This window comes from Nocardia wallacei (assembly GCF_029868745.1).
Lineage (GTDB): Bacteria > Actinomycetota > Actinomycetes > Mycobacteriales > Mycobacteriaceae > Nocardia > Nocardia wallacei_B.
This window is the reverse complement of record NZ_JARWOP010000321.1, coordinates 1-20,059: the sequence shown is the minus strand read 5'-3', so window position 1 is coordinate 20,059 and position 20,059 is coordinate 1. Positions and strand designations below refer to the sequence as shown.

At 69.1% G+C, this 20,059-nt stretch carries 22 protein-coding genes and 1 pseudogene; 12 read left to right on the top strand and 11 right to left on the bottom strand.

The window, feature by feature from the left end:
• From QH470_RS30200 to QH470_RS30185, 4 genes and pseudogenes are all read left to right on the top strand, one after another.
• Window positions 1-207, top strand: a pseudogene (locus QH470_RS30200) (ribulose bisphosphate carboxylase small subunit); the annotation flags it as partial.
• A gap of 10 nt (window positions 208-217) precedes the next feature.
• On the top strand, window positions 218-1,231 hold the full coding sequence (locus tag QH470_RS30195) for an AAA family ATPase (protein ID WP_280275769.1): 1,014 nt from the start codon (window positions 218-220) through the stop codon (window positions 1,229-1,231).
• 16 nt (window positions 1,232-1,247) lie between these two features.
• Complete coding sequence (locus QH470_RS30190) at window positions 1,248-2,324, top strand: class 1 fructose-bisphosphatase (RefSeq protein ID WP_280275768.1); 1,077 nt, start codon at window positions 1,248-1,250, stop codon at window positions 2,322-2,324.
• 41 nt (window positions 2,325-2,365) lie between these two features.
• Window positions 2,366-3,244 (top strand): phosphoribulokinase, encoded by an 879-nt coding sequence (locus QH470_RS30185; protein ID WP_280275767.1) that lies wholly within the window; start codon window positions 2,366-2,368, stop codon window positions 3,242-3,244.
• Here QH470_RS30185 and QH470_RS30180 read toward each other — a convergent pair whose 3' ends face one another.
• The 3 genes from QH470_RS30180 to QH470_RS30170 all read right to left on the bottom strand — a co-directional run bounded on the left by QH470_RS30180 (window position 3,245) and on the right by QH470_RS30170 (window position 5,160).
• Complete coding sequence (locus tag QH470_RS30180; RefSeq protein WP_280275766.1) at window positions 3,245-3,982, bottom strand: YoaK family protein; 738 nt, start codon at window positions 3,980-3,982, stop codon at window positions 3,245-3,247.
• 225 nt (window positions 3,983-4,207) lie between these two features.
• A complete protein-coding gene (locus QH470_RS30175; RefSeq protein ID WP_280275765.1) occupies window positions 4,208-4,615 on the bottom strand; it encodes a hypothetical protein in 408 nt (135 codons plus the stop codon).
• Window positions 4,612-5,160: a patatin-like phospholipase family protein gene (locus QH470_RS30170; RefSeq protein ID WP_280275764.1), complete on the bottom strand. Its 549-nt coding sequence runs from the start codon at window positions 5,158-5,160 to the stop codon at window positions 4,612-4,614. Before QH470_RS30170 ends, QH470_RS30175 begins: the two co-directional genes overlap by 4 nt.
• A 212-nt stretch (window positions 5,161-5,372) precedes the next feature.
• Between QH470_RS30170 and QH470_RS30165 the strand changes: the two genes are divergently transcribed.
• Window positions 5,373-5,810 carry an NUDIX hydrolase gene (locus QH470_RS30165; protein ID WP_280275763.1) on the top strand — a complete coding sequence of 146 codons (438 nt, stop codon included), beginning with the start codon at window positions 5,373-5,375 and terminating at the stop codon, window positions 5,808-5,810.
• An 89-nt stretch (window positions 5,811-5,899) separates the two neighbouring features.
• Window positions 5,900-7,273 (top strand): APC family permease, encoded by a 1,374-nt coding sequence (locus QH470_RS30160; RefSeq protein ID WP_280275762.1) that lies wholly within the window; start codon window positions 5,900-5,902, stop codon window positions 7,271-7,273.
• Window positions 7,274-7,275: 2 nt separating this feature from the next.
• On the opposite strand, the gene dinB is transcribed toward QH470_RS30160, so the two are convergent.
• Complete coding sequence (gene dinB / locus QH470_RS30155) at window positions 7,276-8,535, bottom strand: DNA polymerase IV (RefSeq protein ID WP_425302812.1); 1,260 nt, start codon at window positions 8,533-8,535, stop codon at window positions 7,276-7,278.
• A 137-nt stretch (window positions 8,536-8,672) separates the two neighbouring features.
• Here dinB and QH470_RS30150 point away from each other — a divergent pair, with 137 nt between their 5' ends.
• Window positions 8,673-9,230: a nuclear transport factor 2 family protein gene (locus tag QH470_RS30150; protein WP_280275761.1), complete on the top strand. Its 558-nt coding sequence runs from the start codon at window positions 8,673-8,675 to the stop codon at window positions 9,228-9,230.
• Here QH470_RS30150 and QH470_RS30145 read toward each other — a convergent pair.
• Both QH470_RS30145 and QH470_RS30140 read right to left on the bottom strand, forming a co-directional pair.
• Window positions 9,211-10,071, bottom strand: coding sequence for a helix-turn-helix domain-containing protein (locus QH470_RS30145; RefSeq protein ID WP_280275760.1), 861 nt, complete (start codon window positions 10,069-10,071; stop codon window positions 9,211-9,213). The two genes, QH470_RS30150 and QH470_RS30145, sit on opposite strands and share 20 nt — an antisense overlap.
• Before the next feature lie 91 nt (window positions 10,072-10,162).
• Complete coding sequence (locus tag QH470_RS30140; protein ID WP_280275759.1) at window positions 10,163-11,362, bottom strand: erythromycin esterase family protein; 1,200 nt, start codon at window positions 11,360-11,362, stop codon at window positions 10,163-10,165.
• Between the two features lie 113 nt (window positions 11,363-11,475).
• Here QH470_RS30140 and QH470_RS30135 point away from each other — a divergent pair, with 113 nt between their 5' ends.
• Window positions 11,476-12,168 carry a MerR family transcriptional regulator gene (locus QH470_RS30135; protein ID WP_280275771.1) on the top strand — a complete coding sequence of 231 codons (693 nt, stop codon included), beginning with the start codon at window positions 11,476-11,478 and terminating at the stop codon, window positions 12,166-12,168.
• Here QH470_RS30135 and QH470_RS30130 read toward each other — a convergent pair.
• Window positions 12,165-12,719 carry a TetR/AcrR family transcriptional regulator gene (locus QH470_RS30130; protein ID WP_280275758.1) on the bottom strand — a complete coding sequence of 185 codons (555 nt, stop codon included), beginning with the start codon at window positions 12,717-12,719 and terminating at the stop codon, window positions 12,165-12,167. The genes QH470_RS30135 and QH470_RS30130 overlap by 4 nt on opposite strands.
• A gap of 97 nt (window positions 12,720-12,816) precedes the next feature.
• Between QH470_RS30130 and QH470_RS30125 the strand changes: the two genes are divergently transcribed.
• Complete coding sequence (locus QH470_RS30125) at window positions 12,817-13,725, top strand: oxidoreductase (protein WP_280275757.1); 909 nt, start codon at window positions 12,817-12,819, stop codon at window positions 13,723-13,725.
• On the opposite strand, the gene QH470_RS30120 is transcribed toward QH470_RS30125, so the two are convergent.
• Window positions 13,722-14,267 carry an STAS domain-containing protein gene (locus QH470_RS30120; RefSeq protein WP_280275756.1) on the bottom strand — a complete coding sequence of 182 codons (546 nt, stop codon included), beginning with the start codon at window positions 14,265-14,267 and terminating at the stop codon, window positions 13,722-13,724. The genes QH470_RS30125 and QH470_RS30120 overlap by 4 nt on opposite strands.
• An 87-nt stretch (window positions 14,268-14,354) precedes the next feature.
• Window positions 14,355-14,849 carry a DUF1772 domain-containing protein gene (locus tag QH470_RS30115; RefSeq protein WP_280275755.1) on the bottom strand — a complete coding sequence of 165 codons (495 nt, stop codon included), beginning with the start codon at window positions 14,847-14,849 and terminating at the stop codon, window positions 14,355-14,357.
• 85 nt (window positions 14,850-14,934) lie between these two features.
• Here QH470_RS30115 and QH470_RS30110 point away from each other — a divergent pair, with 85 nt between their 5' ends.
• A complete protein-coding gene (locus QH470_RS30110) occupies window positions 14,935-15,519 on the top strand; it encodes a TetR/AcrR family transcriptional regulator (RefSeq protein WP_280275754.1) in 585 nt (194 codons plus the stop codon).
• On the opposite strand, the gene QH470_RS30105 is transcribed toward QH470_RS30110, so the two are convergent.
• A complete protein-coding gene (locus QH470_RS30105; RefSeq protein ID WP_280275753.1) occupies window positions 15,512-16,693 on the bottom strand; it encodes an MFS transporter in 1,182 nt (393 codons plus the stop codon). The genes QH470_RS30110 and QH470_RS30105 overlap by 8 nt on opposite strands.
• Window positions 16,694-16,829: 136 nt before the next feature.
• Here QH470_RS30105 and QH470_RS30100 point away from each other — a divergent pair, with 136 nt between their 5' ends.
• Window positions 16,830-17,273: a phage tail protein gene (locus QH470_RS30100; protein WP_280275752.1), complete on the top strand. Its 444-nt coding sequence runs from the start codon at window positions 16,830-16,832 to the stop codon at window positions 17,271-17,273.
• 6 nt (window positions 17,274-17,279) lie between these two features.
• On the opposite strand, the gene QH470_RS30095 is transcribed toward QH470_RS30100, so the two are convergent.
• Window positions 17,280-18,320: an NAD(P)-dependent alcohol dehydrogenase gene (locus QH470_RS30095; RefSeq protein WP_280275751.1), complete on the bottom strand. Its 1,041-nt coding sequence runs from the start codon at window positions 18,318-18,320 to the stop codon at window positions 17,280-17,282.
• A gap of 367 nt (window positions 18,321-18,687) precedes the next feature.
• Between QH470_RS30095 and QH470_RS30090 the strand changes: the two genes are divergently transcribed.
• Window positions 18,688-19,809, top strand: coding sequence for a nitronate monooxygenase (locus QH470_RS30090; RefSeq protein ID WP_280275750.1), 1,122 nt, complete (start codon window positions 18,688-18,690; stop codon window positions 19,807-19,809).
• Window positions 19,810-20,059 lie beyond the last annotated feature (250 nt).

The window sequence follows — 20,059 nt, the reverse complement described above, 5'->3', positions numbered from 1 at the left end:
ACCACGTTCCCGCGCCACTACATTCGCGTCACCGCCTACGACGCGAGCTACGGCAGGCAGACGACGGCCCTGAGCTTCCTGGTGCAGCGTCCGGCCGAGGAGCCGGGGTTCCTGCTGACCCGGGTGGAATCCGACGACCGCCGCCAGCGGTACGGCTGGCAGCCGTACGCGACCGGATCCCCGTCCGGCCGCCGCTACGGCGCCTGAGTCGGCGCGGATGGTCACCGAAGGCGGCCGGGACACCTCGCCCGGCGGATTCCGGATGTACCGGCCCGGCGCCGCGAACGGCTCGGCGAGCCCCCGAGACCCGGACGGCGGGGAATCGGCGGCAGCCCCGCCGTCCGGCCCCGTGCTGGAAGACGATGCGCTCCTGGACCTTTCGGCGGATCTGGTCGACAGCACACTGGCGCGGCTGGACGCCGAACTGGTGGGCCTGGCGGCCGTGAAAGGTCGGGTGCGTGAGATCGCGGCGCTGCTGCTGGTGGAGCGGGCTCGCGAGCGGTTCGGGCTGGAGTCCGCCCGCCCGACCATGCACATGAGCTTCACCGGCGGTCCGGGTACCGGCAAGACGACGGTGGCGCTGCGCATGGCCGAACTCCTGCACACCCTCGGCTACATCCGGAAACCGAAGGTGCACAGCGTGACTCGCGACGACCTGGTGGGCCAGTTCATCGGCCACACCGCACCCAAGACGAAGGAGGCGCTGGCCCGCGCCGCCGGGGGAGTGCTGTTCATCGACGAGGCCTACTACCTGTTCCGGCCGGAGAACGAGCGCGACTACGGCCAGGAGGTCATCGAGATCCTGCTGCAGGAGATGGAGGCCGAACGCGCCGGCCTGGTGGTGATCTTCGCGGGTTACCCGGATCGGATGGAGACGTTCTTCTCGGCCAATCCGGGGCTGTCCTCGCGCGTCGCGCACCACCTCGAATTCCCCGACTACAGCCACGACGAACTGCTGTCTATCGCGGAGCTGATGACGGCGGAGCTGAATTTCGCATTCGACGCCGACGGGCGGGCGGCGTTCGCGAAGTACCTCGAATTGCGTATGGCGCGACCACGTTTCGCGAACGCGCGCAGCGTGCGCAACGCGCTGGACCGGTGCCGCCTGCGGCAGGCCAAGCGGCTGGTGGAGCTGCACCGGCCGCTGGGCCGCGCCGATCTGGTGACGCTCACGGCCGCGGACGTCTACGGCAGCAGCGTCTTCGCCGACACACACGACCGATCCCCGTGAGGAGTTGACCGGCGTCATGCCCGAGGGACTACAGACGCTCACCCGGTACACGATCGAGCAGGAGCACCGCCACCCCGGCTCCTCCGGCGAGTTCTCCGCGCTGGTGAACGTGCTGGCCACCGCGACGAAGATCATCGCCAATCAGGTCACCCGGGGCCGCATCGTCGGTTCGCTGGGCGCGCAGACCGCCGACAGCCTGCCGCCGACGGTGCACCGGCGACTCGACGCGATCGCCAACGACATCATGGTCGCCGAATCCCAGTGGACCGGACTACTCTCGGCGCTGCTGTCGGAGCAGACGGCCGAATTCCACCCGGGCCCCGCCGAATACCGGCGCGGGAAGTATCTGCTCGCCTTCGATCCCCTCGACGGCTCGTCCAATATCGACGTGAATCTGCCCGTCGGAACGATTTTCAGCGTGCTGCGCGCCCCCGAGGAGGACCGCGTGCCCGCGGCCGAGGACTTCCTGCAGCCCGGCGTGCGCCAGGTGTGCGCCGGTTTCACCCTGTACGGCCCGGCCACGATGCTGGTGCTCACCACCGGCAGCGGCGTGGACGGCTTCACCCTGGACCGGGAGATCGGCGCGTTCGTGCTCACCCACCCGCGCATGCGAATCCCGCAGGACACTTCGGGATTCGCCATCAACGCCGCCAACGAGCGGTTCTGGGAGCGGCCGGTGCGGCGCTACGTCCACGAATGCCTCGAGGGCGTGGACGGCCCGCGCGGCCGCGACTTCAACATGCGCTGGGTGGCGTCGCTGGTCGCCGACACCTTCCACATCCTCACCCGCGGCGGAATCTACCTGTACCCCTACGACACTCGCGATCCCGAGCGACCCGGCCGGGTGTCGCTGCTGTACGGGGCCAATCCGATCGCCTTCGTCGTGGAGCAGGCCGGTGGGGCCGCCACCACCGGCGGCGACCGGGTGCTCGAGGTGGCGCCGCGGGCGCTGCATCAGCAGGTGCCGATCATCTTCGGCTCGCGGCGGGAGGTCGAGCGGATCGTGGGCTATCACCGCGAACCGGAGGCGGGGCCGAGCTTCGATGCCTCGCTGTTCGGCACGCGCTCGCTGTTCCGTCCCGCGCCGCACTGAGACCCGCTGCGCGCCGATGAGTTCCACCGCAGGGAGAGGCCATGTCGCTGAAGCATCCCGTGGTCGCCATCACCGGGTCCTCCGGTGCCGGAACCACCAGTGTCACCAGGACCTTCCAGGAGATCTTCCGGCGCGAGGGCATCACGGCGGCCATCGTGGAGGGGGATTCGTTCCACCGGTTCGACCGTCACGAGATGAAGCTGGCGATGGCCGAGGCCGAACGGAACCGTAATCTGCACTTCTCGCATTTCGGGCCGGAGGCCAATCTGCTCGAGGAATTGGAGACGCTGTTCCGGGACTACGGCGAGACCGGGGTGGGGCTGGCGCGGCGCTACCTGCACGACGAGGGCGAGGCCGAACCCTACGGCCAGGAGCCGGGCACCTTCACCCCGTGGGAGGAGCTGACGCCGGGTAGCGATCTGCTGTTCTACGAGGGCCTCCACGGCGCCGCGGTGACCGGCGTGGTGGATGTCGCGAAGTACACCGATCTGTTGGTGGGCGTGGTGCCGATCATCAATCTGGAGTGGATTCAGAAGGTGATCCGCGACAAGACCGATCGCGGGTACTCCAGCGAGGCCGTGATCGACACCATCCTGCGCCGCATGCCCGACTACGTGAAGTACATCTGCCCGCAGTTCTCCCGGACCTACGTCAATTTTCAGCGGGTGCCGACGGTCGACACCTCCAATCCCTTTATCGCGCGGACCATTCCGACCGCGGACGAGAGTTTCGTGGTGATCCGCTTCGCCGATCCCAAGGTGATCGACTTCCCGTATCTGCTGTCGATGCTGCACGACTCGTTCATGTCGCGCCCCAACTGCATCGTGGTGCCGGGCGGCAAGATGGACCTGGCCATGCAGCTCATCTTCACGCCGCTGATCCTGCGCCTGATGGACAAGCGGCCCAAGCGCCTGGCCTGATCACTTGCGTTCGGCGACGGCGGCCGCCTCGATGGCGTCGGGATGGTCGTGGACCCAGCGCGGATCGGCGAACCAGGTGTAGGCGGACACCAGGGCCGAGGCGACCACGGCCGTGTAGAGCATGTCGCGGCCGTCCACGACCAGGCTGACCAGGCCGCCGATGACACCGCCGAGAGCGAAGGAGAAGTACAGCACCGCGTAACCGAGCCAATCGCGGGCGGTGCCGCCGGCCAGATGGCGTTCGATGCCCTGCGCCAGCTTCACCAGGGTGCCGGTGACGTAGGTGAGGGGGATCGACACCTCGCCGTTCTTCACGAAAGAGGTGTTGAGCGCGCCCATGCCGAACGCCACGAACAGGATCGGCGTCAGCCCCAGGTTCCGGTCGTGGTCGGTCAGCACGCGGTCGATCACGGCCGCCAGCAGCAGCGCGATCGTGGCGAGGACCGTGGCGCCGTGCGGATGATTGCGCCACAGGTGCCGCCGGCAGACGGAGGCGACGATGACACCGACGACGAAGCAACCGATCAGCGCAAGCGCGCCGCCCGCGAGGGTGTAGTCACCGAGGAAGTTGCCGAGGATGGCGCGCTCGGTGTTTCCCGTCATGAAGGTCACGAAGTAGCCCGCGGAATGGGTGTACGCGGCGGCGCCGACGAAGCCCGCCAGCGTCGAGAGCACGGCGGAAAGCCGCGTCTCCAGGTCCCAGAACGGTGCGGAGGAAACGTCCGGTTTCGAGGTCACAGCGACAGGCTAGCAACATATGCATGACCATGCATGAATTGCGCTTTCCCACTCGTGTGAAGCGAGTCTACCGACGCACCCTATCGTGAGCGACGGGCCGCGCACGGGTGCGACGCGAGAAGGAGGGCCGGTGCGGGTCACATGGGATCAGGATCACCGCGGTAGGCCGTGCTACCGCCCACCCCGGACCGATCGGGTTGGAGCTGCGGACCGCCTGAACCGCGGTCAGGACTGGCGGGTCGGCGTGAGGTAGGACGCCAGTGCCGCGGTGGTGGCAGCGCGACCCAGCTCGAGCGCCCGCAGGAGCAGCCGTTCATCGCGGGCCACCCGCCCCACGGTGGGCGAGCCCGCAGGCGGGCGGATCTGCAGGATGGCGGCGTGCTCGGCCATGGCCCGCTCGTCGCGATGGTGCTGCTCGGCGCGGGCCAGCCAGCCGTCGACGACGCCGGGCGCGTTCCGGGCGAGGAACCGGGTGACCACTCGGCGCTCCAGTTCGGAAGGGACGCTGGGTATTTCGTCGGCACGGCGCGTCCGCAGCACGAGCGCGTGGGTAGCGCCCTGGGCCAATGCGGTGCGGATCGGCACCGACTCCGACATTCCCGCGTCCACGTAGCGCCGCCCGGCGAGTCTCACCGGCGGCCCCGCGAGGATGGGCAGCAGGTACTGGCCCGCAGCGCGCGCTGCAGCGACGCGACATCGGTGAGATACGGATGCAGGTCCACGGCGGCGCCGTCGGCGGCGTCGGTGCCGATCGGGTGGAAGGTGACCGGGTTGGCGAGGATGGCCGCGAAGTCCATCGGCACGATCCGCTCGTACACCGCGTGCACCAGATACCGGGTGTCGACCACGCAACCGCCCCGCAACGCCCGTGCCGGCGAGATGACCCGCCGCACCACATCCCCGTGCCAGGCCCGCCGCGCCCGGTTCGCCCGCCCGCACAGCAGCCAGGCCCCGTTCAGCGCACCGGCCGACGACCCGTACACGGCATCGAAACAGGGCAGCAGGCCCGAGTCCTCCAAGGCGGCGACCATGCCGTGCGAATACACCCCGCGCGCCGACCCGCCCTCGACGACCAGGGCCAGCCTGGCGTCGTCGGCGCGGCGTCCGGGTGTGCTGCCCTCGGCGTGCCGCCGCGCGACCAACTCGCCGACCGCTGATCGGGTATCGCTGTTCGGCACCGGCAGCCTCCTGGAAACAATCGCGTGTCTGTTTAGCACACGCGATGCGGAGGCAGCGGGGTGGAAGGGTTCGGTGCGGGCCGCCCCCAGGGGGATGGGGTCGGGCGGCCCGCCCGATCAACAATGCCGTGTCACCGCGCGGCAACCCCAGGGACTTTCGTCCTCTACCCGGTGGCCGGAAGGCCGTTCGTGGCGGCCGGTAGCCTGCCTGCATGCTGACCGAACCGGGCGAGCGGCTGATCGACACGGTGGCGTGGGTGCTGATCGAGGACGGGCGCATCCTGTGCGCGCGACCGCGCGGAAAGGACGTCTTCTTCATCCCGGGCGGCAAGCGCGAAGGCGCGGAGAGCGACCTGCAGACCCTGCTGCGCGAGATCGCCGAGGAGCTGACGGTCGCGCTGCTGCCCGGCACCGTCGCCCACGTGGGCACCTACGAGGCCGAATTGCCCGGCGGCCCCGGCGGTTCGGTGCGAATGGCCTGCTACACCGCCGACTACACCGGCACCCTCGAACCCAGCAGTGAGATCGCCGAGATCGCCTGGTTCGACTACGCCGACCGCGCCCTGGTGCCCCCGGTCGATCAACTGCTGTTCGACGATCTCGCGGCGGCCGGCCTGCTGCCCGGCGGCGGCGCACCCGCCCCGGGATAACGCCGCGGGGGACTGGTCCCGGCCCGGAATGGGTACTTTGCCAGTCATGCGCGGGGCTGCAGCCGCGCCGGGGAAAACAAGGAGTCAGCATGGCCGATTTCGCGGCGGAACAATCCGGTGGCGGCACCGAGCCGAGCCTGAAACGCGTGATGGGGCCGGGGCTGCTGCTGCTCTTCGTGGTCGGCGACATTCTCGGCACCGGAATCTACGCGCTCACCGGAAAGGTCGCCGGTTACGTCGGCGGCGCGGTGTGGGTGCCGTTCGTGGTCGCCTTCGTGATCGCGCTGATCACCGGGTTCAGTTATCTGGAACTCGTGACGAAATATCCGCATGCCGCGGGCGCGGCGCTGTACACGCACAAGGCGTTCGGCATTCAATTTCTCACGTTCATGGTCGCTTTCGCGGTGCTGAGTTCCGGCCTGACCTCCGCGTCCACCGGTGCGCGCGCGTTCGCCGCCAATTTCGCCGAGGCGTTTCATCTGGATCTCGGTGCGGGGATCGGGATCACGCTCGTCGCGGTGGCGTTCATGGTGCTGGTCAGCGTGGTCAATATGCGCGGGGTCAGCGAGAGCCTGTGGGCGAACGTGGTGCTGACCTGTGTGGAGGTCAGCGGACTGCTGATCGTCGTCGGAATCGGATTGTGGGCCTTGGGCTTCGGCGACGGCGATTTCGGCCGGGTCACCGATTTCGAGACCGGCGATCGGACGGCGCTCGGCGGGGTCATCGTCGCCACGACCCTGTCGTTCTATGCGATGGTCGGGTTCGAGGATTCGGTGAACATGGCCGAGGAATGCAAGGAACCCAGCCGCATCTTCCCGAAGATTCTGATCGCCGGACTTGTGATCACCGGGGTGATCTATGTACTGGTATCGATCACCTCGGTCGCGCTCGTGCCCGTGCGCGAACTCGGCGCGGGGGATACACCGCTGCTGAAAGTGGTGGAGATCGGCGCGCCCGCCTTTCCGACCCGGATCTTCGCGTTCATCACGATGTTCGCGCTCGCCAATACCGCGTTGATCAACATGATGATGGCCAGCCGACTCCTCTACGGCATGGCGCGACAGGGCGTGATACCGCGGGCGCTCGGCCGGGTGCACCACCGGCGGCGCACGCCGTGGGTCGCGATCGTGTTCACCGCGCTGCTGGCGATCGGTCTCATCGCGTTCGTCGGCGAGGTACCCGAACTGGGCGGCACGACAGCGCTGCTGTTGCTGGCAGTGTTCACCATCGTCAATGTCGTGGTGCTGATATTGCGGCGGGATCCCGTGCCGCACAGGCACTTCCGCACGCCGACGATACTGCCCGTCGTCGGAGCGGCGGCCTGCGGGTTCCTGGTGACACCGTTCACCGACCGCAATCCCCAGCAGTACGCCATCGCGGCCGTGCTGCTGGGCGTCGGTGTCGTCCTGTGGGCGGTGACCCACCCCGCGCTGTTGCGTAAGCTGCGGCCGGTCGATCACTGAGCTCAGTCCGGGAGCAGCGGCACCGACAGGCCCTCGCCGCGGCCGAGCAGCGCGGCGCGGGTCACGGTACCGGCGCCGAACCGGTCGCGGAGCCGATCGAGGGTCTCGTCGAGGGCCGCGCCGGGCCGGGTGTCGAGGGGCAGGGTGAGCTGGCGGGGGTCCGCGTCCTCGAGATTGGTCAGCGACAGGCCGACCAGGGTGAGGCCGCGTTCGCGGATCATCGGCAACGCCGCCGACAGCAGCGCGCGGGCGGTGCGGACGATGACCGCCCCGTGGTCGGTCGCCTCCGGCAGGGTGTGGGAGCGGGTGACGCGGCTGAAATCGTCGAATCGCAAGCGCAGCACCACGGTTCGGCACAGTCGGTCCGCCGCCCGCAAGCGGTGCCCGAGGCGGTCGGCCAGGCCGTGCAGGTAGGCCTCGATTTCGGCGGGCGTGCGCGGCCGGCGTCCGAGGGCGCGCTGTGCGCCGATCGACCGTCGGCGCCGCCCGGTCTCGACGCGGCGCGGGTCGCGGGCCCAGGACAGGGCGTAGAGGTGCCGGCCGGCGGCCGGGCCGAGGATCGAGGACAGCGAGCGTTCGCCGAGTTCGGCCAGCTGCCCGATCCGGGTGATGCCGTGGTGGTGGAGCTTGGCGGCGGTGACATCGCCTACGCCCCAAAGTCTTTCGATCGGCAGCGGATGCAGGAAGTCGAGTTCGGCGTCCGGCGGCACCTCGAGCAGGCCGTCGGGCTTGGACACGGCGCTGGCGACCTTGGCGAGGAATTTGGTCCGGGCCACCCCGACCGAGATCGGCAGCCCGACCTGATCCCGGACATCGGCGCGAAGTTTGCGGGCGATGTCGACGGGCGCTCCCGCGATCCGCCGCAACCCGCCCACATCGAGAAACGCCTCATCGATGGAGATGCCCTCCACCTCCGGTGTGGTGTCGCGGAAGATCTCGAACACGGCCCGGCTGGCCTGCGCGTACGCCGACATACGCGGCGGCACCACGATCGCGTGCGGGCACAGCCGCAGCGCCTGCCCAGCGTTCATCGGTGTCCGCACCCCGAGCGCCTTGGCCTCGTAGCTGGCGGCCAGCACCACCCCGCCGCCCACGATCACCGGTTTGCCGCGCAGTGCGGGCGCGTCCCGCTGCTCGACCGCGGCATAGAACGAGTCCAGATCCGCATGCAGGATCGAGGACTCCGCCCGCGCCGCCATCCGCGGCCGCCGAGCGGCGGAATCCCCACGGTTCGAGAACTCTGCGACATCGGACACGAACATATGTTCGCATGGACGGGATCGTCACCGCATGCGGCATGTCTTGACCCAGATCGGCCGCGAAGCTATCTTCGTCCCGATTATCCGTCATTGATTATCGAGTAAGCGATAAATGTGGCGGGTGAAGAGGAGAAGAGAACATGCCCACATCAGATAGGGGTCGAGTCCGGACCGAAACGGGCAGGCGACCTGCCCTGCGCGCCGCCATAGCGATGGCCATCGCCGGGACTCTCGGCGTCGCTGGAATCTCCACCGCCACCGCCGACCCCGCGGCATCGCCTCCGGGCGCCTTCTCGGCGGCCGACTCGAGCACCGAAACCGGCGCGATCGAGCAACTCAAGACCAGCTATTTCCAGAACATCGACGCGAAGAACTGGGCCGGTCTACGCGAATTGCTGGCCCCGGACGTCGTGGTCGACACCACGGGCAGCGGCGGTCCCGTCATCGTCGGCAGGGACAACTTCATCGCGTTCCTGAAGCTCACGCTCGGCGCCGCCGAGACCCACCATCAGGGATTCGACCCCCGGATCACGGTGACCTCCGCGACGACCGCGGAGGCGGTGTGGCGAATGGAGGACGTGCTGATCTTCGGCGGGACCCTCGGCGTTCACGGCTACGGCCAATACGCCGATCGCTACGAAAAGGCCGACGGCCGTTGGGTGCTGGTGTACTCCAAGCTCACCCGCCCGGCTCGGTGACCGCCGCGGCCTTCTTGGCCACATGGCGGCCGATGGCCTCGACGCGCTCAGGTCCGAGCCCGATCAACGGATGCACCGACAGCAGCAGCGCGGCGTGACCGCCGCGGTCGAGCACCGGAGCGGTGATGGCCGCGACCTGCTGGGCCGGGTCCGCGGGAGCGGAGGGCGAACCGAGGGTGATGAAGTCCGCGCGCAATTGGTCGAGGGTCTCGCGAATGTTCGGCGGCAAAGCGATGGCGCCACTGTCGAGGGTGCTCAGCAGGCTCGCCGCCCGGCCCAGCGCCGGAGAGGTGCGGTCCACCTCGAATCCGCGATCGCGCGCCGCGCGCAGTGCCTCGGCCAACTGCCCGGCGACCTCGCTGCCCGCCGGCGCCGCCCGGGTAATCCAGGCACGCCGGCCCGGTTCGGTGTCCCAGGCGGCGAACGCGGCGCCGAAGGGCGGCGCGTAGGGAATGCGGTCGCCCGGCCAGAGCCGTTCGCCGCCGACGAATGCGGTGATCACGAGCGAGTCCTCGCTCAGCTTCTCCGTCACCGAGGCCGCATAGCCGAACTCGGCGGCCAGCTCGTTCGCCGCGGCCCGCGCGCCCGCGACGAACGGGCGGGTGTGCACCGCCGCCGCCACCGGCGCCAGCCCCGGACCCAGCGCGAAGGTCTTGGTCGCCGGATCGCGGCTGACCCAGCCCCGATCGCACAGCGTCTTGAGAATCGAGTGCGTGGTCGCCAGCGTCAGCTCCAACTCCCGCGCGATATCGCTGTAGCGCAACCGATTTCCGCCCGGACGCGACAGCAGCTCGACCACCTCGACCACCCGCTCCGTCGGCGCCGAACCGGAACCCCGCATCCTCGACTCCCTCCGCTCCGGCACCTCCGCCCGAGCCACGAAATTCCGCTCACATTATGACGAATATTCGATATTCGCAAGAACTCGAGCGCTACCAGTACTGGTGCCGTTTCCCGTCGGTGTCACCGATGAAGACCACCGCGTCGGCGGCGTCCAGATCCGCCGGGCGCAGCGGGATGTGGCCGCGCACGATCGGCTCGCCGGCTGCCGCCGACGATGGCAGCGCCGCGCGCAGTTCGCGTGCGGGGAACAGGGCGCGGCGGGTGGTCGCCTCGGCCAAAATGCCTTGGAGAGTGCCGGATTCGCTGTGCGGGTTGGCATCGGTGGCCAGGAACAGGTAGCGCTCGCCCAGGCTGAGGCGGACTATCGCACCGGCGCTGTCCCAGCTCGCCGTACCGGCCGGCGCGGGCTGCAGGTGCACGTTGTGGGCGAACACCAGACTCGGTCCGCGGCGACGCTCCTCGGTGACGATCGCGAGCAGGTTCTCGGCCATCATCTCGGTGCGCATGCTGAACATGGTCGCGACGCGGTCGGGTGCGGGATCGGCCATGGCGGCGTGATAGCGCAGCAGGCCCTGGGCTGTGCGCGCGTGCGCGACGGCGCGGTTGTACCCGGCCGGGTCGGCGGCCCGCAGGCCCGGGGCGGCGCGGCGCACTGCGCTGGCGAGGTCGTCCGCGACGATGCGGAGGGCGCGAGCGCGGTCGGAGTCGCCGATGGAGGCGGTCGCGTCGAAGGCGGCCGCCTCGTTCGTCCAGTCCGCGTCCGCGCCGAGCAGTTCCTCGAGGTCGCGGGCCGACGCGGGCCGCAGTGCCGCGGGCAGATAGTCGGCGAGTGCGGACAGCACGTGCCGCGGGCTCGGCGCGGCGGCGGTCTCCAGCGGTGCATCGAAGCCGTGGAAGCGAATCCGATCCTGCGGTCCGCGTCCGGCGTTGTACGCGCGGAGCCATTCCACGAGCGCCTTGTTGCCCGGGACGGCCCCGAACCCGTGGCTGAATCCGGTCGCGAGCACCGTCTCGATGTCCCCCGCGGCGCCGGCCACGTAATCATCGACAACGGACGCGGCGAAGATATCGATCTCCAGCAGGATCGATCGGTAGCCGCGCTCGACGAGATGGACGAGAAGTTCGTTGCGCAGCAACGGAAATGCCTCGATCCCGTGCGTCGGCTCGCCGAGGGCGAACAGCACAGGTGGCTCGGTGCGCGCGGCGAGCAGCTCATCGACGGCGCGGCCCAGGCTCGCCGCGTCGTCGAGTTGGCGGCCGATCCCACGCAGTGCGGTGGCAGTGGACATGAAAACCCCTTTGTCGAAGGAACTGCCTTCGACAGTATCGTTGAAGATTCGAGTGAAACTTCGGCCCGAATTACCTGGTACACAACGGAAAAAGCTTCAATCGGAGGTCTACCCTGCGACCCATCGATCTCGCCCGCGAGCACGGATTGTCGGCCCAGGCGATCCGTAACTACGACGAGGCGGGCATCCTTCCGCCGACCGAGCGCAGCGAGTCCGGCTATCGCCGCTACACACCGCTGCACGCGCAGGCCTTGCGCGCGTTCCTCGCATTGCGCCGCGGCCACGGACATGAACCGGCGATGGAGATCCTGCGCGCGGCCAACCGGGGTGATACCGAATCCGTATACCGGCTCATCGACGCCGCGCACGTCGCCCTGGTCGCCGAACGCACCACCCGGGCCGAGGTCGCGACGGCTCTGGGCAGCCTGTCCGGCCCATCGCCGACTCCGCTACACGGCCGACCCCTGACCGTCGGCGAACTCGCGCGCCGCCTCGACGTCCATCCGGCGACCTTGCGCGCCTGGGAAACCGAGGGCATCCTGCACCCCGTCCGCGACCGCGCGACGGGCTATCGCACCTACGGAGCCGACGACGTGCGCGACGCCGAGATCGCCCGCCGGCTCCGCCGCGGCGGCCATCCGCTGCGCCAGGTCGCGCGGTTCCTCGAGTCGCTGCGCGAGGCGGGCGGGACGGAGGCCTCCCGCGCCTTCCTCGACTCGTGGCAGACCCGGATCACCGTCCGCAGCCGCGACCTGCTCGCGGGCGCGGCTCAACTCGATGCCTACCTGACGATGCTCGAGCCCTAGGAGATCAGGGTGGTGACAGCGTGCAGCACAAGGCTGCGGCGTTGAGGTTCGGGTACCAATCGCGCGATGTCTTCCGCGGGTTGATGCCACATGTTCGCGATCGTCAGCACCAGGGCCAGGATGTGCGCGGCGGGTTGTGTGGTGGTCACCGTCCCGCGGTGCTGTGCCTGTTCGATCGCCTCGACTTTGGCCTGCATCGACTCGGCCACCGAGGCACGCTGCGCGGAGTCGCCACGCAGCAGGTGGTACCACATCAGGAACCGCATGACCTCCGGGTGGGCCCGTCCGGCGTCGTAGAGCTGACCCGCGTATTCGGGTAGCCGGTCGGCATCCAGCGGCACGGTCGCCACCGTCGTGTCCACGATCATGTCGAAGACGGCGTCGAACAGTTCGTCTTTGCCCTTGTAGAACGAATACACCAAACCCGCGCTGATTCCCGCGCGCTTGGCCAGCCGATCGATACGCGCTCCGGCCAGGCCGAACTCGGCGAACTCGGCCAGCGCGGCGTCGAACAGCTGCTGTCGTTTCGCTTCGGGATTCCTGGTGGGCACAGCCCCACGTTAGTTATTGAACGTTCATTTGACAAAGCGGCGTCCGATCCCGCAATCTGCTAATGAACATTCATTCAACAAGAGAGACGTGATCCGCATGGCGCATTGGACACCGGCCGACATCCCTGACCACACCGGCCGCACCGCCCTGGTCACCGGCGCCAACAGCGGGATCGGCCTGGAGACGGCCCGCGTTCTGGCCACTTGCGGAGCGCGGGTGATCCTCGCCGGTCGTAACCAGGCCAAGCTGGACGAGGCGATCGATGTCGTGCGCGCCGCGGCGCCGCAGGCAAAGACCGACACCCTGCTCCTGAATCTGTCCGACCTCGCCTCGGTGCGCGGTGCGGCCGAGCGAATCGCCGCAACCGAGACCATCGACCTGCTGTTCAACAATGCCGGGGTGATGAACCTGCCCACACGCCTGACCACTCGCGACGGGTTCGAGATGACCGTGGGTACCAACCACCTCGGGCACTTCGCCTTCAACGCTCAGGTCTGGCCCGCGCTGCGCCGCTCGGCCGGAGCTCGCGTGGTCACCGTCAGCGCGATCGCCGCACGCTGGCCCATCGGCAAGCTCGATGACCTGATGAGCGAGAACAGCTACCGCGGCATGTCCGCATACGCGAAGTCCAAGCGCGCCAACATCGTCTACACCCTCGAACTCGCCCGTCGTACCGCCCACACCACCGTCGAAGCCTTCGTCGTGCACCCCGGTGCGGCGATGACCGGCCTCCAGCAACACGGCACCGGACCGCTGACACGCCTGTTCACTCCGCTCGCGGCGCGCTTGCTGATGGGTTCCGCCGTCGGAGCCGCCTGGCCCTCGCTCTACGCCGCCACCAGCCCCGATGTCACCAGCGGAGAATTCATCGGTCCGGCCGGGCGCGACCAGACCTCCGGCACCCCCGGACCCGCGAAACTTCCGAAAGGCACCGACGATCCCGAGCTGGGCGCGCGATTGTGGGCCGAGAGCGAACGACTCACCGGAATCACCTTCGCGACCTAGCGGGGTGAGTCGGAACCGTGCCGACGCGACGAACCGAGATGCCGGAGCTGTTCGGCCCCTGGTTCATCCGTGATCTGCGGTGCCCGATACGGCCGTGCCGTCGCGAGGCCGGGACGCCTGCGCAGTTCGAACGCCGTCAACGCGCTCACCACCGTCGAGCGGATCGCCAGGCGGGCGGTGCGCGAGTCGGAGCAGGCCAGGCGCGCTATCCGCAGGTTGGTTGTCACCAGGCAAATTTCGACGCCCTCCCGGTGGTATGCCGCGGCGTCCTCGGCCAGCGCGGCCAGCGTGCGCAGCGAGATGAAATCGAGTGTGGTGGCATCGACGATGAGGGCGCCGCCCGCGGCGCGCGCGGTCTCGGCGGCCTCCCGGACTCGCTGTCGCCACAGTGCCAGCGTGTACGCGTCGGCTTCGCCGCGCACCGACAGCACCGCGATGTCGCCGCGCCGCCGAAGCCGGAAGAACAGCTGATCCTCGGGCGATCTGGCGAACCAGGTCGGAGGAGTGGTGGAAATGGAGTAAGAGCCGGCACTGGGAGTCATGGTCTTCCCCGAATCGGGATGAATGCCTGCGGCATCGTGGTCAGGCCGACCCTGCATTCTCAAGGCGAACCCGCGTGCTCGTGTAGCTCAGAATACGCGCCCCCGCCGACGAGCCTCCCGCGAACTCGTCACAGAGGTATAACAAGCCGTAATGGCCAGAACGAATGCCAGGACAGCGCATCCGGTCCGAGTGAAGTGGAACAGCTCCCAGCGTCGCAGGATGTCGGCGTAGTCGCTGGGCGGCGTGCCCGTTGCCCAGCGTTTGATCTGCTGATTGATCGGCACATTCCCGAACCGGGTCACGAGGAACGACGCGACCGTCAGCGCCGAGGCGCTCGCCGCCACCCGCCGCGCCCAAGACGTCGAGCGGACCGCCAGCAGCAGAGTGCTCAACACGGCCAACCCCATCAGAATCTGCATCACCGGGCCGTTGACCCGCATCAGAGCGGTGTGGAATGTGAACCGAACATCAAGGGGCACTTCGCGAAACGCGTACAGCACATTCACCGCGCCGTACCCGAAGGCCCCGGCCAGCAGACCGGGAAACAACAGGGCCGCCGCCCGGACCGTCTTCGACAACATCGGAACTCCCATCCCTCATCGCAACTTCGTGTTGCGATAGAATCAGCGTGCCCGACCGTTGTCGATATCGCAACAAGGAGTTGCAATGGGTTCTGTCGCACCGCCCGGCCGCGGGCCGAAGGTTCGTGCCGCCGTGCTCGCCGCGGCGGCAGCCGAGTTGGGCGAACGGGGCTACGCCGCATTCACCGTCGAGGAGGTCGCCCAGCGCGCCGGCGTGCACAAGACCACCGTCTACCGGCGTTGGCCCGACCGCGACGCCTTGATCGCCGATGCCTTGGCCGACAGCGTCGCGGCGGAATTGCCCATCCCCGATACGGGTTCGGTCGAGGCGGACCTGCGGGCGCTGGCCCGCAGCCTGGTCGCGTGGATCAACAGTCCGTCCGGCCGTGCGGTCCTCGCGGTCATGGTGCCCGCCGCGGGCTCACCGGCGCCGCCCGATGTCATGCGGCACGCCTTCCGTGATCGGATCCGCCGGGCACTGCCGATCGTGCCGCGGGCGATCGCGCGCGGCGAGATCCCCGTCGGCACCGATCCGGCCGAACTGATCAAAACCCTTGTGGCGCCGATATATTTCCGCGTCCTGATTCCGCGCGAACGGGTGACCGAGGACACCGCCGACGCGGCCACTGCGGTGGCGCTGACCGCCGCCCGCGCCGGTCTGTTCAGCTGATCCGGCGAACCTGTGTGGCGGCCACCGCTATCGATGCGACGGCGACGGAAACTGTTGGGGTCCAACCGAACCAGCCGACCGCTGCGGCGCCGAAGGCGGTGCCGGCGCTGCCGCCGACGAAGTAGACCACCATGTAGGCGCTGTTGAATCGGGCGGGTGCGGCCGGATCGATGCCGAGGACCGTGCTCTGATTGGCGACCTGCGCGGCGAACAGGCCGGCGTCGAACAAGCCCAGGCACAGCAGCGTGACCACCGTATTCGACAGCGAGACAGCGAGAATCGCCGCGCCGAGCCCGGACAGCGCCAGCCCGAGCAGGATGACCCGCCGGGTGCCGACCCGATCGGTCCACGCCCCGGAGATCCGGGTGGCGAGGATGCCCAGCAGGCCCGCGACGGCATACAGGCCGATGCGCTCGGGCGAGTACGAGAACGGCGGGCCGGACAAGGCGACCGCGAGCCCGGCCCAGATCGCGCAGAATGCGAAGAACCACAGGGCGCCCCGGCCGGCCGCCAGCCGCAGCAGCGGGTAGCGCGCGTACAGGCCGGGTATGCCGCGCAGCGTCGCCAGGTAGCCCGTCGTCGCCGTCCCCTTCGCGGCGGGTAGCACGAGCCGGGCGGCCACGGCGAGGGTCGCGCACGCCGCCGCGAAGACCAGAAGCATTGCGCGCCAGCCGATGACGTCCGCCAGCCAGCCGCCCGCGATCCGTCCCGCGAGAATGCCCGCCGAGATTCCGGCGGTCACCATCCCCAGCACGGTCGACCGCCGCCCGGGCTCCGCGAAACGCCCTGCGACCGAACTCAATTGGGCGCCCACCGAGGAGCACGCGCCGACCAGTCCGGTCACCAGGGCGAGCGTCCACGGTGATTGCGCCACCGCACTCGCGGCGGAAGCGGTTGCGAGCCCGCCGAATTGGACCGACAGCACGTGGCGCGGCGGGTACCGGTCGACGAGCGGCACCAGCAGCGCCAGACCCAGCAGGTAGCCGATCGGACCACCCGCCAGCGCCGCACCGATCGCCGCCGGTGTGGTGTGCAGCGATCCGGCGACCTGCGCCACCGCCGGTTGCAGCGGATAGACCGCGGCGGTGCCGAACGCCGCCGCCAGCGCCATGAACCACACCACGGGTGTCCGCAATGCCGTGGCGCGAATGTCCGGAGTCGTCTCGAGTTGCATGGCGTCGACAGTAGGAACGCCGCGACGCCGATTCCGGCGGGAAACGGACGATACCGTCGCTACGCCCAGCCGCGCCGCCGTAAGCTGCCGAGTACCAGTTCACCTCGTGCAATGACCCCACAGAAGGTAGGGCATCATGGCGCTTCCGGACTTCGATACCACGGCCGTTCGCTCACTCGCACTGGAGATCGACAGCGTGTTGATCACGCCGATCTCGGAGGTGTCCGGCCTCGGCTTCGGCCAGGACGTGATCGAGCTGAAACAGAACACCCCCGACGGCAAGTACCTGGTGCGGAAGCTGCCCGGCCGTCCCAAGGCGGGCGAGGTCACCCTGACTCGCGCGGTGACCGACGACAAGAGCTTCGAGAAGTGGATCACCGAGAGCCGCTCCGGCGATCCGGCCGCCGCCCGCAAGAACGGCGCCGTCATCATCTACGACCTCACCGGCCGGGTGGTACGCCGCTGCGAGCTGACCGCCATGTCGCCGAGGGCATTCGAGGTCGGCGCCGTGCGCGCGGGCGACTCCGGCGTACTCACCGAGAAGCTGATCGTCACCTACGAAAATCTCGAGATCGAGTAGCGCGGGCTAGCCGTTGGGCAGAATCACCGCGCGCCCGTTGATCTTTCCGGCGTGCAGCCGTTCGTAGGCGAGCGGCGCCTCCTCCATCGCGAACGTCTCGACGTGCACGTCGATCGCTCCGGCTCGGGCCAGGTCCAGCACTTCGCGCAGTTCGCCGCGGCTGCCCCAGTACGGGGCGGTCACCGAGACCTCGAAGGGCAGTACCCCGAAGCCGACGGGGATGGTGCCGCCGCCGATGCCGACGATCGTCACATCGCCCTCCATCGCGACGCATGCGGCGGCCGTGGCCGTGGTCGGTGCGGCGCCCACGAAATCGAACACGGCCGTCGCACCGCGGCCGCCGGTGAGTTCGCGCACGCGTCCGGCGGCCTTCTCGTCGGAGGTCACCACCTCGTGGGCGCCGACCGTGCGCGCCAGTTCGAGCTTGTCGGCGTTGACGTCCAACGCGATCACGCGGGCGGGACTCACCGCGCGCAGCAACTGAATGGCCACGTGCCCGAGTCCGCCCGCGCCGATGACCACCGCCGTCGACCCCGGCACCAGCTTCGGCAGCGACCGTTTGACGGCGTGGTACGGCGTGAGCCCGGCATCGGTCAGCGGCACCGTCTGTACCGGGTCGAGACCGTCGAGCGGTTCCAGGTGCCGGGCGTCGTCCACGATCAGGTACTCGGCGATGGCGCCCGGCGCGCCCAGGCCGGGCGGGAAGATGCCCAGTTCGGTCGCGCGCAGGCAGTAGTTCTCCCGGCCCGCGGCGCAGGGCGGGCACGCGCCGCAACCCCAGGGTCCGTAGACGGCGACCGAATCGCCGACCGAGAACCCGGTGACCCCCGCACCGAGGGCGGCGATCGTCCCGGCCCCCTCGTGCCCGAGCGTCAGCGGCAACCGGTAGGGGAACTCACTCTCCGGCCAGGACATCACCGCGATGTCGGAATGGCAGACGCCCGCCGCCGACACCCGCAACAGCACCTGGCCCGGTCCGGGCTCGGGATCGGGCACCGTGACCAGTTCCGGTGCCGCGCCGATGGTTCGATACTGCAGAGCCTGCATCGCGATACCCTCCGTTGTCGAGTTCTCGATCGGATCGGTCGATTCGCCCCGCCGGCCGTGTCCGGCCACCCCCGAGCGTAATGGCTACCCTGCGGCATCCACGCCCGCTTTGATCGGAATGTAGCGATTCGCGCAGTGGTGCGTGATTGCCTCCGCCGCCACTAACTAGAACGCGTTGCGAGGTCCGACCCGACCACCCCGTGGCCGCGGTTCCTCCGGCGACCATGCTTCATACCCAGCGGTTCGATCACTTTCATCGCCGACACTCGATTTGACGACACCGAGGCGCTAGGCTAATTCTGAAACGTGTTCTAGTGTGTGCGGCGAGGCTTTCCAGCGCCGGAAGACAAGAGGAGTCCACCAGGCCATGCGTACCGAGATCTGCGAACGACTGGGTATCGACGTCCCCATCTTCGCTTTCACCCATTGCCGCGACGTCGCCGCCGCGGTCAGCAACGCCGGCGGCATCGGTGTGCTGGGCGCGGTGGGATTCACCGCCGAGGAGCTCGAGGTCGAGCTGGCCTGGCTGGACGACCATGTGCAGGGCGTCTACGGCGTGGACCTGGTCATCCCGTCCAAGTACGAGGGCAAGGGCATCGACGGGCTGAGCCCCGCGGAGCTGGAAGCCAAACTGGCCGAACTGGTTCCGCAGGGCCATCGCGACTTCGCCGAGAAGCTCCTCGCCGACCACGGCGTGCCGAAGCTGCCCGAGGGCGAGCACCACAACCAGCTGCTCGGCTGGACGGCCACCACCGCCGGTCCGCAGGTCGAGGTCATCCTGAAGCACCCGAAGGCCAAGCTGGTCGCCAACGCGCTGGGCACCCCGCCCGACGACATCGTCAAGCAGGTGCAGGACTCCGGCCGGTTGATCGGCGCGCTGTGCGGGTCGGTCAAGCACGCCCTCAACCACAAGCGCGCGGGCCTGGATTTCGTCGTCTGCCAGGGCACCGAGGGCGGCGGGCACTGCGGCGAGGTGTCCTCGCTGGTGCTGTGGCCGCAGGTGATCGACGCCGTCGGCGACCTGCCGGTGCTAGCGGCCGGTGGCATCGGCAGTGGCCGCCAGGTCGCGGCCGCGATGGCGATGGGCGCGGCGGGAGCCTGGACCGGGTCGATCTGGCTGACGGTCGAAGAGGCCAATGTGCCGCCCGCGCAGATGCAGAGCTACATCGACGCGACCAGCCACGACACCATCCGGTCGCGGGCGTGGACCGGCAAGCCGGCCCGCATGCTGCGCAACGACTGGACCGATGCGTGGGAGTCGGCCGACAACCCGGACCCGCTGCCGATGCCGCTGCAGATGATGGTCGCCCTCGACGGCGTCAAGCGGGGCCACCGGTACCCGGAGGCGGCCAAGGACGTCAACTTCAACCCGGTCGGGCAGATCGTCGGCATGATGACGAAGGTCGAGCGCACCTCCGATGTCATGCAGCGGCTCATCGAGGAGTACCTGGAGTCCTGCGAGCGGCTGAACAAGCTCAACAACATCTGACCCGCTGTCGGGGGGGGGGGGGGGGGCGCCCCCCCCCCCCCCCCGGGGGGGGGGCGGCGGGGGGGCGGGGCGGCCGCCCCCACGCGCGGGGGCCGCAAAACAAACGCGCGGGGGGGGGGGGGGGGGGCCCGCCCCCCCCCACCGACAGCGGGTCAGATGTTGTTGAGCTTGTTCAGCCGCTCGCAGGACTCCAGGTACTCCTCGATGAGCCGCTGCATGACATCGGAGGTGCGCTCGACCTTCGTCATCA